The 13,959-nt window shown below is 66.8% G+C and carries 11 protein-coding genes; 4 read left to right on the plus strand and 7 right to left on the minus strand.

Annotation, left to right across the window (positions count from 1 at the left end):
* The first annotated feature begins 60 nt into the window (after nt 1-60).
* Nucleotides 61-1,461: a F0F1 ATP synthase subunit beta gene (gene atpD / locus J2X06_RS02905; RefSeq protein ID WP_310058044.1), complete on the plus strand. Its 1,401-nt coding sequence runs from the start codon at nt 61-63 to the stop codon at nt 1,459-1,461.
* 38 nt (nt 1,462-1,499) lie between these two features.
* Entirely contained in the window at nt 1,500-1,925 is a 426-nt protein-coding gene (locus tag J2X06_RS02910; RefSeq protein WP_310058046.1) for a F0F1 ATP synthase subunit epsilon, read from the plus strand.
* 107 nt (nt 1,926-2,032) lie between these two features.
* Here J2X06_RS02910 and J2X06_RS02915 read toward each other — a convergent pair whose 3' ends face one another.
* Nucleotides 2,033-2,437 carry a GtrA family protein gene (locus tag J2X06_RS02915; protein ID WP_310058049.1) on the minus strand — a complete coding sequence of 135 codons (405 nt, stop codon included), beginning with the start codon at nt 2,435-2,437 and terminating at the stop codon, nt 2,033-2,035.
* Between the two features lie 211 nt (nt 2,438-2,648).
* Here J2X06_RS02915 and glmU point away from each other — a divergent pair, with 211 nt between their 5' ends.
* On the plus strand, nt 2,649-4,019 hold the full coding sequence (glmU, locus tag J2X06_RS02920) for a bifunctional UDP-N-acetylglucosamine diphosphorylase/glucosamine-1-phosphate N-acetyltransferase GlmU (RefSeq protein WP_310058052.1): 1,371 nt from the start codon (nt 2,649-2,651) through the stop codon (nt 4,017-4,019).
* A gap of 188 nt (nt 4,020-4,207) precedes the next feature.
* On the opposite strand, the gene J2X06_RS02925 is transcribed toward glmU, so the two are convergent.
* From J2X06_RS02925 to J2X06_RS02950, 6 genes are all read right to left on the minus strand, one after another.
* Nucleotides 4,208-5,527, minus strand: coding sequence for a sensor histidine kinase (locus J2X06_RS02925; RefSeq protein WP_310058055.1), 1,320 nt, complete (start codon nt 5,525-5,527; stop codon nt 4,208-4,210).
* A 4-nt stretch (nt 5,528-5,531) separates the two neighbouring features.
* A complete protein-coding gene (locus J2X06_RS02930; RefSeq protein ID WP_310058058.1) occupies nt 5,532-6,872 on the minus strand; it encodes a sigma-54-dependent transcriptional regulator in 1,341 nt (446 codons plus the stop codon).
* Between the two features lie 372 nt (nt 6,873-7,244).
* Nucleotides 7,245-8,480 (minus strand): ABC transporter permease, encoded by a 1,236-nt coding sequence (locus tag J2X06_RS02935; protein WP_310058061.1) that lies wholly within the window; start codon nt 8,478-8,480, stop codon nt 7,245-7,247.
* A gap of 11 nt (nt 8,481-8,491) precedes the next feature.
* Nucleotides 8,492-9,814, minus strand: a complete 1,323-nt coding sequence (locus J2X06_RS02940; RefSeq protein ID WP_310058063.1) for an ABC transporter permease — start codon at nt 9,812-9,814, stop codon at nt 8,492-8,494.
* A gap of 10 nt (nt 9,815-9,824) precedes the next feature.
* Nucleotides 9,825-10,550, minus strand: coding sequence for an ABC transporter ATP-binding protein (locus J2X06_RS02945; protein WP_310058066.1), 726 nt, complete (start codon nt 10,548-10,550; stop codon nt 9,825-9,827).
* A 29-nt stretch (nt 10,551-10,579) separates the two neighbouring features.
* On the minus strand, nt 10,580-11,869 hold the full coding sequence (locus J2X06_RS02950; RefSeq protein ID WP_310058069.1) for an efflux RND transporter periplasmic adaptor subunit: 1,290 nt from the start codon (nt 11,867-11,869) through the stop codon (nt 10,580-10,582).
* Between the two features lie 195 nt (nt 11,870-12,064).
* Between J2X06_RS02950 and glmS the strand changes: the two genes are divergently transcribed.
* Nucleotides 12,065-13,897, plus strand: a complete 1,833-nt coding sequence (glmS, locus tag J2X06_RS02955) for a glutamine--fructose-6-phosphate transaminase (isomerizing) (protein WP_310058072.1) — start codon at nt 12,065-12,067, stop codon at nt 13,895-13,897.
* The last annotated feature ends 62 nt before the right edge of the window (nt 13,898-13,959 follow it).

The raw sequence follows: 13,959 nt of genomic DNA on the forward strand, positions 1-13,959 counted from the left end.
ATTCCCGCGGCGCGGATCGAACCGCTGCCGCAACGCAGATTCAAGTTAGAGGAAACCACCATGAGTCAGGGCAAGATCGTTCAGATCATCGGCGCCGTCGTCGACGTCGAGTTCCCGCGAGAGTCCGTGCCGAAGGTGTACGACGCGCTGAAGGTCGTCAACACCGAAATCACGCTGGAAGTGCAGCAGCAGCTCGGCGACGGCGTCGTGCGCACCATTGCGCTCGGCTCGACCGACGGCCTCAAGCGCAACCTGGTGGCCAACAACACCGGCAAGGGCATCTCGGTACCGGTTGGTGCCGGCACGCTGGGCCGCATCATGGACGTGCTGGGTCGGCCGATCGACGAGGCTGGCGCGGTCGACGCTTCCGCGCACTGGGAAATCCACCGTGCCGCTCCGTCGTACGAGGACCAGTCCTCGGGTAACGACCTGCTCGAGACCGGCATCAAGGTCATCGACCTGATGTGCCCGTTCGCGAAGGGCGGCAAGGTCGGCCTGTTCGGCGGCGCCGGCGTCGGCAAGACCGTCAACATGATGGAACTGATCAACAACATCGCCAAGGCGCACGCGGGTCTGTCCGTGTTCGCCGGCGTGGGCGAGCGTACCCGCGAGGGCAACGACTTCTACCACGAGATGAAGGACTCCAACGTCCTGGACAAGGTGGCGATGGTGTACGGCCAGATGAACGAGCCGCCGGGTAACCGCCTGCGCGTCGCGCTGACCGGCCTGACCATGGCCGAGTACTTCCGCGACGACAAGGACGCATCGGGCAAGGGCAAGGACGTGCTGCTGTTCATCGACAACATCTACCGCTATACGCTGGCCGGTACCGAAGTGTCGGCGCTGCTCGGCCGTATGCCTTCGGCGGTGGGTTACCAGCCGACGCTGGCCGAGGAAATGGGCGTCCTGCAGGAGCGCATCACCTCGACCAAGACCGGTTCGATCACCTCGATCCAGGCCGTGTACGTGCCCGCGGACGACCTGACCGACCCGTCGCCGGCGACCACCTTCGCCCACCTCGACGCCACCGTCGTGCTGTCGCGCCAGATCGCCTCGCTGGGTATCTACCCGGCGATCGACCCGCTCGACTCGACCTCGCGCCAGCTCGACCCGAACGTGATCGGCCACGAGCACTACGATGTCGCGCGCAAGGTCCAGTCGACGCTGCAGAAGTACAAGGAACTGAAGGACATCATCGCGATCCTGGGCATGGACGAGCTGTCGGAAGAAGACAAGCAGGCCGTGTCGCGCGCGCGCAAGATCGAGCGCTTCTGCTCGCAGCCCTTCCACGTGGCCGAGGTCTTCACCGGTTCGCCGGGCAAGTACGTCCCGCTGAAGGACACCATCCGCGGTTTCAAGGGCATCGTCGAAGGCGAGTACGACCACCTGCCGGAGCAGGCGTTCTACATGGTCGGCGGCATCGAAGAAGCGGTCGAGAAGGCCAAGAAGATCACCGGTTGATCCGCTGACTTGTTGACTGACTGACCAGAGGAACCACGATGGCATCCACAATCCGTTGCGACATCGTCAGCGCCGAGCAGGAGATCTTCCACGGCGACGCCGAACTGGTGGTCGCCACCGGCGAAATCGGCGAGCTCGGCATCGCGCCGAAGCACGCGCCGTTGATCACGCGCCTGAAGCCGGGCAAGGTCGTGGTGACCCTGCCGGGCGGCGAGCAGCTGGACTTCGCGATCTCCGGTGGCATCCTGGAAGTGCAGCCGACGGTGGTGACCGTTCTGGCCGACACCGCGGTGCGCGCCCAGGACATCGACGAGGCTGCAGTACTGGCGGCCAAGGCCGAAGCCGAGCGCATCCTCGCCCAGAAGGATCCGAAGATGAGCATGGAAGAGGCGCAGTCGCAGCTTGCGATGAGCGTCGCCCAGCTCAGCGCGCTGGAGCGCCTGCGCAAGACCCTCAAGCACTGATCGCGGCTTGCTCAACGTTCAAGAAACGCCGGCCTAGTGCCGGCGTTTTTTGTTTGGCGGGCCGGTTGCCTCCTCCTGAGAAAGGATCGAGGGATTGGCTCCCGGCTTCAGCGCCGATAGATCCAGTGCCTCGACAACAGGAAACCCGCGGCGCTGAGTGTCAGATCGATCGCGGGCTTGGCCAGCCAGGCCCACTTCAGGCCCACGCTCGCTTCGACGTGAGCGACCGCCCAGGTGCTGATCGCGGTCGTGGCCAGCCACATCAGCACGAAGCGGAAGAACTGGCGTCGCCCGACTGCCGTGTCATCGCCCGCGAAAGTGAAGCGGCCGTTCATCCAGAAGCCGAGCGCCGCGCCACTGATGCGGCCGAGAACGTTGGCCGGTTCCACGGCCATGCCGAGCGCGCTGAGGGCGACGAATACGGCCCAGTCCACCCCCAGCTGCATCAGGCCGATGACGAAATAGCTGCCGCCCTGGCGGAGCAGCGGGGAGTGCGGAATCCATTTGCGCATGGGCCGATTCTAGACAAGGACCGGTGTAGACAAATACAGGTCTGGACAAAGGCGGTCTGGACAGGGCCGATCCATGGGCAAAGGCGGTCCTGGACAAGTCCGGCGCGCCGCGGCCATCGTTCGGTTAACCCCATGCGCGGCCGCGCCACATCGCGATTGCTAAGATTCAGCAGGCGCCGGACGGGCGCGGGATCGGGAAGGAAATATTCGGATGAGTCAGTTGCACGTGGTCATCCTCGCCGCCGGCGAAGGCAAGCGCATGAAGTCGGCCACCGCCAAGGTGCTGCAGAAGATCGCCGGCAAGCCGATGCTGGCGCATGTCATCGACACCGCGCGTGCGCTGAAGCCCGACGGCATCCATGTGGTGTACGGCCACGGCGGCGAGCAGGTGCGTGCCGCGTTCGCCAACCAGCCTGACCTGCACTGGGCGGAGCAGGCCGAGCGCCTGGGCACCGGGCACGCGGTTGAGCAGGCGATGCCGGGCGTGCCGCAGGACGCGCGCGTGCTGGTGCTGTACGGCGACGTGCCGCTGATCACGGCCGAAACGCTGCAGCGGCTGCTGGCCGCGCCGAGCCGTATCGCCGTGTTGGTGGCCGACCTGGCCGATCCGACTGGCTATGGTCGCGTGTTGCGCGATCCGGAAGGACGTGTCGCCCGTATCGTCGAGCACAAGGACGCCGATGAGGATCAGCGCCTGATCCGCATCGTCAACACCGGCATCCTGGTCGCCGACGGCGAGCCGCTGCGTCGCTGGCTGCAGCAACTGGATAACGGCAACGCCCAGCACGAGTACTACCTGACCGACGTGTTCGCCTCGGCTGCGGGTGAGTTCAGCGCGGCCGAAATGGTGCACGTGCACGACCCTGTGGAAGTGGAGGGCGCCAACGACCCTTGGCAGCTCGCGCAACTGGAGCGCGCGTTCCAGCGCCGCGCCGCGAAGGTGTTGTGCATGGCCGGCGCGCGGGTGGTCGATCCATCGCGTTTCGACCAGCGCGGTGAGGTCAGCGTCGGCCGCGACGTCGAGATCGACGTCGACGTGGTGTTCGAGGGCCGGGTCGAATTGGGCGACGGCGTGCGCATCGGTCCGTTCTGTCGCATCAAGGATGCGCGCCTGGGGTCCGGCACGGAGGTGCGCGCGCACTGCGATCTCGACGGGGTCGTGGTCGAGGGGGCGGCGATCATCGGTCCGTATGCGCGGCTGCGCCCCGGCACCGTGCTGGCCGATGGCGCGCACATCGGCAACTTCGTCGAGACCAAGAACACGCGCGTGGGCGTGTCGAGCAAGGCCAACCACCTGACCTACCTGGGCGATGCGGTGATCGGCAGCGGCGTCAACATCGGCGCAGGCACCATCACCTGCAACTACGACGGCGTGAACAAGTCGATCACGATCATCGAGGATGGCGCGTTCATTGGCTCCAACTCGTCGCTGGTGGCACCGGTGACCATCGGCAAGGACGCAACCATTGCCGCCGGTTCGGTGATCACGCGCACGGCGGAGGAAGGCAAGCTCACCGTGGCGCGTGCACGCCAGATGACGGTCGACGGCTGGCAGCGGCCCAAGAAGCAGCCCAAGGGATGAGCGCGGCGGTGTTCGCGGACATGTGAGCTGCACCCTCAACGCCGTCATCCCTGCTTTCGCTGGGATGACGTCCCACGGCCGTGATTGCAGGAGTGACGGCATGCCCGTGGTTGTCGTTCGGTAAGCCAGCCCATCCGCGCGTTCCCACCAGGTGGGCACCATGCCTTGCCCCGGCTGCGCTCACCACGCTATTCGACCGGCAGCACCAGGCTGACGCAGAGTCCACCGCCGTCGCGATTGGCCAGGGCGATGCGGCCACCGTGCGCCTCGGCGATCTCGCGCGCCAGCGCCAGGCCCAGGCCGCTGCCGGTGCGCTTGGTCGAATAGAACGGCACCAGTGCATTGGCGAGCACCGTGTCGGACATGCCGGGGCCGCGATCGCTCACGTCCACGCGCACCATCCGGCCGAACTGCCGCACCGCCAGCGTGACGTGGTCGGGCGATGAACCGGATTCGTGCGCGTTCTTCAGCACGTTGATCAGCGCCTGCTCGATCTGCGCCGGGTCGAAATGCGCGGGCGCCGACGGCAGCTCGGATTCCTGCCGGAACCCGTAGTGCTGCTGCAGCCTGGCCAGGAACGTGGACCATTGCACGGCCTCGGGCTCCGGCACGGGCAGCTTGGCGACGCTGGAATAGCCGCGCAGGAATCCGTGCAGGTGTCGCGAACGTTCCTCGATGGTATCGAAGATGCGGCCGAGCTTGTCGTACTCCGCGCGGCGCAGCAACTCGGCGCCGGAGTGCGACAACGAGGTGATCGGCGCCAGCGAATTGTTGAGCTCGTGGCTGATCACCCGGATTACCTTCTTCCAGGTGGCCACTTCCTGCCGGTTGAGCTCCGCGGTGAGGCGCTTGAACAGGAACAGCGTGTGCACGCGGCCGTTGAGGTGGAACTCGCGGCGGGCGAGGTGGTAGGTCTCTTCCTGGCCCGCGTATTCGAACGTGAACAACCGGTCGCGACCTTCGCCCAGCGCTTCGCGCAACGGTGCGGGCGTACGTTCCATCAGCTGCGCGAAACGCAGGCCCTCGACCTTGCGACCGTCGTTGAACAGTTGCCGCGCCGCCAGGTTGCCATAGACGATCGCGCCACGCGGCTCGGTCAACAGCAACGAGGTGGGTGTGTTCTGCACGACGGTATCCAGCAGCAGTTCGCGCTGGAACAGCGATTGGCGTTCCTCGCGCAGCACGCTGCCGAGTTCGTTGTGCGCTTCGACCAGGTCGTCCAGTTCGTCGTTCGAGCGTTTCGCGATGCTGAAGCTGAAGTCGCCGTCGCGGAAGCTCGCCACCGAGCCCGACAGCGCACGGAACAGGCTCAACTGCGGCGCCAGGTAGCGATGCGCGGCCCACGGCGCCAGCACGGCGCACAACACCAGTGCCGCGCACGCGCCCAGCAGCGGATCGTCGAACAGCCGTGCCAGCAGCACAGTCGCGCCGACCGCGAGCAGCATCGTTGCGAACAGCAGCAGCGCGAGCTTGCCGGTCAGCGAGAAGCGGTGGCGGGTCGGGCGCATGGCGTCACCGCGGGATGCCGAGCTTGTCCAGGCGCCGGTACAGCGCCTGCCGGCTCAGGCCGAGGTCAGCCGCGGCCTGGCTGAGCACGCCACCGGCGCGGCGCAGGGCCGCTTCGATCGTCTCGCGGTCGATCTCCTCATCGCCGGCGACGCGATGCGGCGCGGCGTTCGTGGGCAGTCCGAGCTCCTCGGGCGCGATGCGATCGCCCTGGCCCAGCAGCAGCGCGCGCTGGATCGCGTTCTTCATCTCGCGGACGTTGCCCGGCCAGGCGTAGCGCTGCAGCGCGGCGCGTGCAGAGTCGCCCAGCGTGCGCTGCTGCCCCTGCAGGAAGTGCTCGGCCAGGGGCAGGATGTCGCCGCGCCGTTCGGCCAATGGCGGCACCCGCAATTCGATCACGTTGAGGCGGTAATACAGATCCTCGCGGAACACGCCGTCGCGGATCATCGCCGGCAGGTCGGCATTGGTGGCGGCGATGACACGCACCTTCACCTGGCGCTCGCGGTTGGAGCCCAGGCGCTGGAACCGGCCGGTTTCCAGCACACGCAGCAGCTTCATCTGCCCGGCTGGCGGCAGGTTTCCGATTTCGTCGAGCAGCAGCGTGCCGCCGTCGGCCGCCTCGAACTTGCCTTCGCGCGATCGGTTGGCGCTGGTGTAGGCGCCGGCGTCGGCGCCGAACAGCTCGGCCTCGATCAGCTCCGAAGGCAACGCGCCGCAATTGAGCGTCACGTACGGGCCTTCGCGCACCGAGGAGTTGGCCTGGATGATCTCGGCGATGCGCTCCTTGCCCGAGCCGTTGGGGCCGCTGATCAATACCGGCACATCGGCACGGGCGACGTGGCAGGCCAGGCTGACCAGGCGCTCGCTGGCGGCGTCGGCGAACACGATGCCGCGCAGGTCGTAATCGCGCTCCAGTTGCTTGCGACGGCGGCGTTCGTCGGCGCGGCGTTCGGCCAGTGCGCGGTTGGCCTCGCCCAGTTCGAGCAGATTGGTGACCGTGGTCATCAGCTTGCGGTCGTCCCAGGGCTTGCCCATGTAGTCCGCCGCACCGGCCTTGACCAGCGCTACCGCGGACTCCAGTCGCGTCCATGCCGTCAGCAGGATGATCGGCAGGTCGGGAAAGCGGTCGCGGATGGTGCGGAACAGGGCGATGCCTTCCTCGCCGGACGTGGTGTCGGCGGTGAAGTTCATGTCCTGGATGACCAGGTCGATGTTCTCGTTTTCCAGCAGGCGCAGGCCGTCTTCGGGCGACTCGGCGCTGAGCACGCGCAGGTCGGCCAGCGAGAACAGCACGTCGAGCGCGACGTGCACGGCCTGGTTGTCGTCGATGACGAGGATGGTGCGCATCTAGGGCCTGTTGACACCTATGGATCAGGCCGCGCCGAGCCTGAGCACGTGCGAGGCAAGGAAGAGTGAGGAAGTGTATGTCGATACACGACCGCGCGATGACGCGGCATCGCGCGTGCTCAGGCCCGGCCCTTCGGGTTGCTCCTGCCAGGCCGCCATGCGGCGCCGCACGGCTTGACCTTGCAGGCAGCAAGGCGCGGCGCCACGCAGCACCACCTGACGGCCTGGGAGAAGCAACGCGGCCTGGTCCATAGGCGTCAACAGGCCCTAGCCTAGCAGCCATTGCCTCCTGTCCCGTGGGGCAGGGGAGGCTCCAAAAAGAGACCGCCCGGCCGCCGCACAGGGGCGGCGAACCGGGCGGGAGAGAGACGACTACACGGTGCGCGTGGCCACGGCCGGCGACACGCGGGTGGCGCGCGTGGCCGGACCGAACACCGCCAGCTGACCCAGCAGCAGGACGGTCAGCGCGCCTACCGGCGCGTAGTACCAGGCCAGTCGCGGCAGCTCGTAATGCTTCATCAGCCACAGGTTGAAGCCGTAAGTCAGCAGCAGGCCGAGCGCGATGCCGATGCCGACCACGATCAGGTTCTCGATCATGAAGTAGCGGCGGATGTCGAAGCGGCGTGCTCCGAGCGCACGGCGCGTGCCGATCTGCTTGATGCGACGCGTGACCCAGAAGCTCACCATGCCGACGATGCCCAGGCCGGTGACGGCCAGCAGCGAGAAGATCACCGTTGTCAGCACCACCGTCATCGCGCGGTCCTGGCGGTAGCTCTCGCCGCGCACTTCCTCGATCGAGCGCAGGCCACGGACGATGCGGCCGCTGTTGACCTCGCCGAGCTTGCGTTCGGCTTCCTTCATGATCTCGTCGCGACGGCCGGGTTCTGTGCGGACGAGATAACGCGAGCTGCTGGCATCGAACTCGCCGTGGTCGTACTGCGGCACCAGCATGGCCTGCTCGACCTTGTCCCACCCCACCCATGGTGCCTGCAGGCGCTCGATCACGCCGACCACCGTCACCGGCCCGTCCTTGCCGGGCAGGCTGCTGTACAGCGTCTTGCCCACCGCGCCGCCGGGGAACAGCTTGTCGGCCAGCGCCTGGGTAATGATCACCGAGTGCAGCGAACCCTTGTCGTCCTTGGTGCGCCCGCTGACATCGCCGGCGTTGAAGTTGCGACCGGCGACGATCCTGACGCCCAGCGTGTTCGCGCCGTGCTCGTCGACCATGTAGATCGCCGAGCCTTCGCGCTTGCGCTTGTCCTGCGGCACGCTGTCGGGCTGATCGGACAAACCCTCGCTCCAGCCGCCCTGCGACAGCGGCACGGAGTTGATCGTGGTCGCGTCGACGACGCCGGGAATCGAACGCAGGGCATCCAGGTCCTGGCGCAGGGTGCCGGGCAAGTCGAAGTCGCTGGCGAAGCCCAGGCTGGTCACGGTGAAGAGGTTGGCCTCGTCCATGCCGCTGGGACGGTTCACCTTCTCGATGCGCTGCAGGATGATGAACACGCTGTTGCACACGATCGCGAGCGTGATGGCCACCTGCAGCACGATCAGCAGCAAGCCGGTCTTGTTGCGCATCAGCGCGTTGAGTACGGGACGAAATTCCATGACAGGCTCCCTTACTGCGTTTTCAGTTGCGTGGCGGGCTGCACCTGGCAGGCGCGCCACGTCGGATACAGGCCCGCGACCAGGCTCGCGGCGAGCGCGATCAGCAGCGACAGGCCGACCATGGTCCAATCGAGCTGTGCCAGCTTCTCGATCGACGTGCCGGCGTAAAGCTTGCGCAGTGCCAGCAGGCCGATACCGGTGAAAGCCAGGCCGATGACGCCGCCACCGAGGCCGACCAGGCCGGCCTCGGTCAGGTACTGCGCGAACACCGCCGGCTTGCTGGCACCGACCGCGCGGCGCAGGCCGATCTCAGGCGCCTTGCCCATGAACTTGGCCAGCAACAGGCCCACGGTGTTGATCAGGCACACCACGAAGAACGCGAACGCCAGCCATACCTGCGTGCGTGCGTCGCGGCTGACCACGCGCTGCGACTCCAGCCATTCCGACACGCTGCGCAGCTTGTTGTTGATCGGGCGTGGAAAGCGTCCGTTCTTCTTCTGCTCGGCGACGTAGTTGTTGAGGAAGCTCAGGTAGCGCTGCGCGTCGTCCCCGTCCTTGACCTGCACCCACAGATCCACCCAGATGCACTCGGAACCCAGCAGGCCCTGGTAACCCGGATCGGAGCGGTCCTCGTAGCAGCTGTTGTTGGAGGTGCTGACCAGTTCCCTCTCGATGCCGATGCTCATCGGCACGAATACTTCATGTGGATCGTCGAAGGCGCCGCCGGAGACGTGGTAGACCAGCGGCGAGGGACGCCACTTCTCCAGCACGCCGACCACGGTGTAGTCCTCTCCGCCCATGCGCAGCTTTCGGCCCACGCTGTTCTCGCCGCCGAAGATCTTCTCGTTGGTCTCGGCGTTGATCACCGCCACGCGAGAGGCGTTGCGGTCCTCGGCCTCGCCCCAGCCGCCGCCGTACTTGAACGGAGGCTCGAAGATCGGAAAGAACCCGTTCGTCGTGAACAGCGCCTTGACCATGTACGGCTTGATCTCGCGCTGCGGCGGTTCCAGCGGCAGCACATTGGGGAAGAAGCCGGCTTCGTGCTCGGCCTTGTGCGCGGCCACCAGGTTGCGCACGTCCTGATAGGTCATCAGGTCCGGCGGCTCGCCCGGGTTATCGTCGTCCCAGGCATTGTTGGCGTCCCAGTTGTCGACCTGGACGCGGCGCACGATCTCGTCCTTATGCCCCATCGGGTTGGACGCCATCATGTGCAGCACGGTCATCGAGGTCATCGACATGCCGATGCCGAGCGCGATGGCCATCACCATCAGCGCGGTGAGGATGCGGTTGCGCTTGAGCGAGATCATCGCCAACCGCAGGTAGTAGGCGAGCATGGCGGTGTCCTCAGTTGGCCGGCACGGTGGCGGAAGACGGCATCACGTCGGCGCCAAGGCGCGGCGCATCGTCGAGGTCGGTCACCTGGCCGTCGATGATGTGGACATTGCGCTGCGCACGCGCGGCCAGCTCCGGGTCGTGGGTGACCATCACGATCGTGGTGCCCTGCGCGTGGATCTCCTCCAGCAGTTCCATCACGCCGCGCGCCATCAGCGAGTCGAGGTTGCCGGTCGGCTCGTCGGCCAGAAGCAACCGCGGCGAGCCGGCCAGCGCGCGCGCGATCGCCACGCGCTGCTGCTGGCCACCCGACAACTCGGACGGATAGTGCTTCATGCGCGATAGCAGGCCGACGCGTCCCAGCGCGTGCTCGATGCGCTGCTTGCGCTCGGCCGCGCCGAAGCCACGGTAGCGCAGTGGCACGTCGACGTTGTCGAACAGGTTGAGGTCGGGGATCAGGTTGAAGCCCTGGAAGATGAAGCCGATCTTCTCGTTGCGCAGGCGCGAGCGGGCGTTGTCGTCCAGCCCCCGCACCGACACGCCGTCGAGCAGGTACTCGCCGTCGCTGAATTCCTCCAGCAGGCCGGCGATGTTGAGGAACGTGGTCTTGCCGGAACCCGACGGTCCGGTGACGGCGACGAACTCGCCCTCGCGCACGTGGATGTCGAACCCGCGCAGCGCATGGGTTTCGATCATGTGAGTGCGGTAGACCTTGCTCAGTTGGTTCATTTTCAGCATGGCGATTACTCCGTAATGGTGCGCTGCGTTCAGTCGTTGACCAGCACCTGATCGGCGCCGTTGAAAGAGGTGATGTCGGAAATGACGACCTGCTCGCCGGGCTCCAGGCCCGACAGGATTTCCACGTCGGACAGGCTGCTGGAGCCGACGGTGATCGGGCGTTTGATGGCGGTATCGCCGTCCATGACGTAGGCGATGCGACCGCCGCCGGTATCCAGGAACGGGCCGCGCTGCACCATCAGCACGTTGGGCTTCTCCTCGATGAGGACGCGGGTGCTGACGCGCTGGTTCTGGCGCAGGCCGGAAGGACGACGGCCGTCGGTTTGCGTGTCCTCGAAGCGCACGCGCGCCATGACCTGGCCGTTGACCACTTCCGGCGACACCGCGCGCAACTTGCCGGCGTACTTCTGCGCGCCGTAGCTGATCTCCGCCGCCATGCCCAGGCGCAGGTCGTCGGCGTAGCTTTCCGGCACCGGCAATTCCACTTCCAGCTCGCGCAGGTCCACGACCACCAGCAGCGGCGCGTTGGCCGGCACCACCGTGCGGTCGGTGATCGCCACCGTGCCGACCACGCCGTCGACCGGCGAGCGGATGTTGAGTTCGTCGACCTGGCGCTGCAGCTCGGTCACGATCGCGCGCTGGCGCTGGGCCAGCAGATGCTTGTTGCGCGTGTCCAGGCCGGCGCCACGGTCCTGCAGGCCGTACTCACCCTTGGCATGCGACAGGCCGATGTCGGCCTTCTTCAGCGAATCCTGGGCGCGCGCGACGTCATTCTGTGAAACGGCGCCGCCGTCGAAGCCGCGCTGCTGGCGCTCCAGGTCGCGCAGGGCCGCGGTGCGGTCGATCTCGGCCTGGTCGAGCAGCCGGCGCGCCGTGGAGCGCGCGAGTTGGGCATCGAGGGCCGCACGGCTGGCCTCGGCTTCCAGGCTCGCCAGCGTCGACTGCTCCTGCACCAGCCGGCTGCGCAGCTCCGGACTGTCGATCTCGGCCAGCGGCTGCCCCTGCTTGATCTCGTCGCCCGCCCGCACCTTCAGCTTCACGGTGCCGGCGGCGGGCGCGTACAGGGTCGGGCTGACCGCGGCGACCATCCGTCCCTGAACAGAGACATCGCGCACCAGCGTCCCGCGACGGACCTCGGCGATGCGGACGCGTTCGGCACTGACCGACTGGCTGGCGCCCAGCCAGCGGCCGAGCGTGGGGATGGAGAGGGCCAGCAACAGCGCCACGCCGACGCCGCCGCCGATCAGCAGCTGCTTGCGGCGCGGGCTGACGGGGGGCGCGGCGATGACGCGGTCCTGTCCGGAGGTGTCGCGGATCATTCGATCGAAGTTTTCGCTGGGGAGTCGACCAATCGATGCAGAGACCGTGCCAAAGGTTTAACCCTTTCGATTCAGGCACTTGTGCGGCTGTCCGGGTGTCCGCCGTGTCCGGTGCGGACACTGCGGTGTCCGCTGGCCAGCGAACGTCCCGTAGCTCCCGGTAAACTAGTCATTCCCCTGCAGGAGTTCAGCCGGATGTGCGGAATTGTCGGCGCGATCGCGGATCGCGATGTGGTACCGCTCCTGATCGAAGGCCTCAAGCGTCTGGAGTACCGCGGTTACGACTCGGCGGGCATCGCCGTGCTGGACGGGCAGGACGTGCGCCGCGTGCGCCGCACCGGTCGGGTTTCCGAAATGGAGGCGGCCGCGCAGTCGGAGAACTTCCATGCCACCGCCGGTATTGGCCATACCCGCTGGGCCACGCACGGTGGCGTCACCGAGCTCAACGCGCACCCGCACATCAGCTACGGCGAACTGGCCGTGGTGCACAACGGCATCATCGAGAACCACGATGAGCAGCGCGAACGTCTGAAGGCCGCGGGTTACACCTTCGAATCGCAGACCGATACCGAAGTCATCGCGCACCTGATCCACCACTACCAGTCGCAGGGCGCCGACCTCTTGGCCGCGGTGCAGAAGGCGGTGCGCGAACTGGTCGGCGCCTATGCCATCGCCGTGGTCAGCAAGCGCGAGCCGGACCGCATGATCGCCGCGCGCATGGGTTGCCCGTTGCTGGTGGGCCTAGGCGAGGGTGAGAACTTCGTCGCCAGCGACGTCTCGGCGATCGTGCAGGCCACGCGCAGGGTGATCTTCCTCGAAGAGGGTGACACCGCCGAGGTCACCCGCGAGCAGGTGCGCGTGTTCGACACGCACGGCGCCCCGGTGCAGCGCGACGTGCACGTCTCCGACGTGTCGTTGGCCTCGCTGGAGCTGGGTCCGTACCGCCACTTCATGCAGAAGGAGATCCACGAGCAGCCGCGTGCGATCGCCGACACCATCGAGGCGGTAATGAGCGCCAACGCGTTCATCCCGCAGCTGTTCGGCGCCGATGCCGAAGCGGTGCTGCGCGAGGTCGAAGGCGTGCAGATCATCGCCTGCGGCACCAGCTACTACGCCGGCCTGACCGCGCGTTACTGGATCGAGGCCATCACCGGCCTGCCGTGCTCGGTCGAGATCGCAAGCGAATACCGCTACCGCAAGGTGGTCGCCAATCCGAAACATCTGGTGGTCACCATCTCGCAGTCGGGCGAAACGCTCGACACGATGGAAGCGCTCAAGTACGCCAAGTCGCTGGGCCAGGACAAGACGCTGTCGATCTGCAACGTGCCGGAGAGCGCGATCCCGCGCGCCAGCCGCCTGGTCTATTACACCCGCGCCGGCGCCGAGATCGGCGTGGCGTCCACCAAGGCCTTCACCACGCAGCTGGTCGCACTGTTCACGCTGGCCGCCACGCTGGCCCGACTGCAGGGCCGCCTGCCGCCGGAACTGGAAGCCGAGTATCTGGAAGCGCTGCGCCACCTGCCGGGCAGCGTGCAGCACGCGCTGAACCTGGAGCCGCAGATCATCGGCTGGGCCGAGCGCTTCGCGCCCAAGCAGCACGCGCTATTCCTCGGCCGCGGCATGCATTACCCGATCGCGCTGGAAGGCGCGCTCAAGCTCAAGGAAATCTCCTACATCCACGCCGAGGCGTATCCGGCGGGCGAGCTCAAGCACGGTCCGCTGGCACTGGTCGATGCGGAGATGCCGGTGGTGGTGATCGCGCCCAACGACAGCCTGCTGGAGAAGGTCAAGTCGAACATGCAGGAAGTGCGCGCGCGCGGCGGTGAGCTGTTCGTGTTCGCCGACGACGACAGCCAGTTCGGTTCGTCCGAGGGCGTGCACGTGATCCGCGCGCCGCGCCACGTCGGCGTGCTGTCGCCGGTGGTCCACGCCATCCCGGTGCAGTTGCTGGCCTACCACGCCGCGCTGGCGCGCGGCACCGACGTCGACAAGCCGCGCAACCTGGCCAAGTCGGTGACGGTGGAGTAATGCGGCGCCAACCGCACACAAAAAAGCCCCGCTCATCGCGGGGCTTTTTTTGCATCAGTGCC

It is taken from the genome of Lysobacter niastensis (assembly GCF_031457115.1).
In the GTDB taxonomy this organism is placed as follows: domain Bacteria; phylum Pseudomonadota; class Gammaproteobacteria; order Xanthomonadales; family Xanthomonadaceae; genus Lysobacter_J; species Lysobacter_J niastensis_A.

Bases quoted from the DNA above. Each gene is read 5' to 3' on its own strand.
- J2X06_RS02945 (WP_310058066.1), bottom strand. From the start codon at position 10,550: ATGCTGAAAATGAACCAACTGAGCAAGGTCTACCGCACTCACATGATC.
- J2X06_RS02940 (WP_310058063.1), bottom strand. From the start codon at position 9,814: ATGCTCGCCTACTACCTGCGGTTGGCGATGATCTCGCTCAAGCGCAAC.
- J2X06_RS02910 (WP_310058046.1), top strand. From the start codon at position 1,500: ATGGCATCCACAATCCGTTGCGACATCGTCAGCGCCGAGCAGGAGATC.
- J2X06_RS02925 (WP_310058055.1), bottom strand. From the start codon at position 5,527: ATGCGCCCGACCCGCCACCGCTTCTCGCTGACCGGCAAGCTCGCGCTG.
- J2X06_RS02930 (WP_310058058.1), bottom strand. From the start codon at position 6,872: ATGCGCACCATCCTCGTCATCGACGACAACCAGGCCGTGCACGTCGCG.
- J2X06_RS02950 (WP_310058069.1), bottom strand. From the start codon at position 11,869: ATGATCCGCGACACCTCCGGACAGGACCGCGTCATCGCCGCGCCCCCC.
- glmS (WP_310058072.1), top strand. From the start codon at position 12,065: ATGTGCGGAATTGTCGGCGCGATCGCGGATCGCGATGTGGTACCGCTC.
- atpD (WP_310058044.1), top strand. From the start codon at position 61: ATGAGTCAGGGCAAGATCGTTCAGATCATCGGCGCCGTCGTCGACGTC.
- glmU (WP_310058052.1), top strand. From the start codon at position 2,649: ATGAGTCAGTTGCACGTGGTCATCCTCGCCGCCGGCGAAGGCAAGCGC.
- J2X06_RS02915 (WP_310058049.1), bottom strand. From the start codon at position 2,437: ATGCGCAAATGGATTCCGCACTCCCCGCTGCTCCGCCAGGGCGGCAGC.
- J2X06_RS02935 (WP_310058061.1), bottom strand. From the start codon at position 8,480: ATGGAATTTCGTCCCGTACTCAACGCGCTGATGCGCAACAAGACCGGC.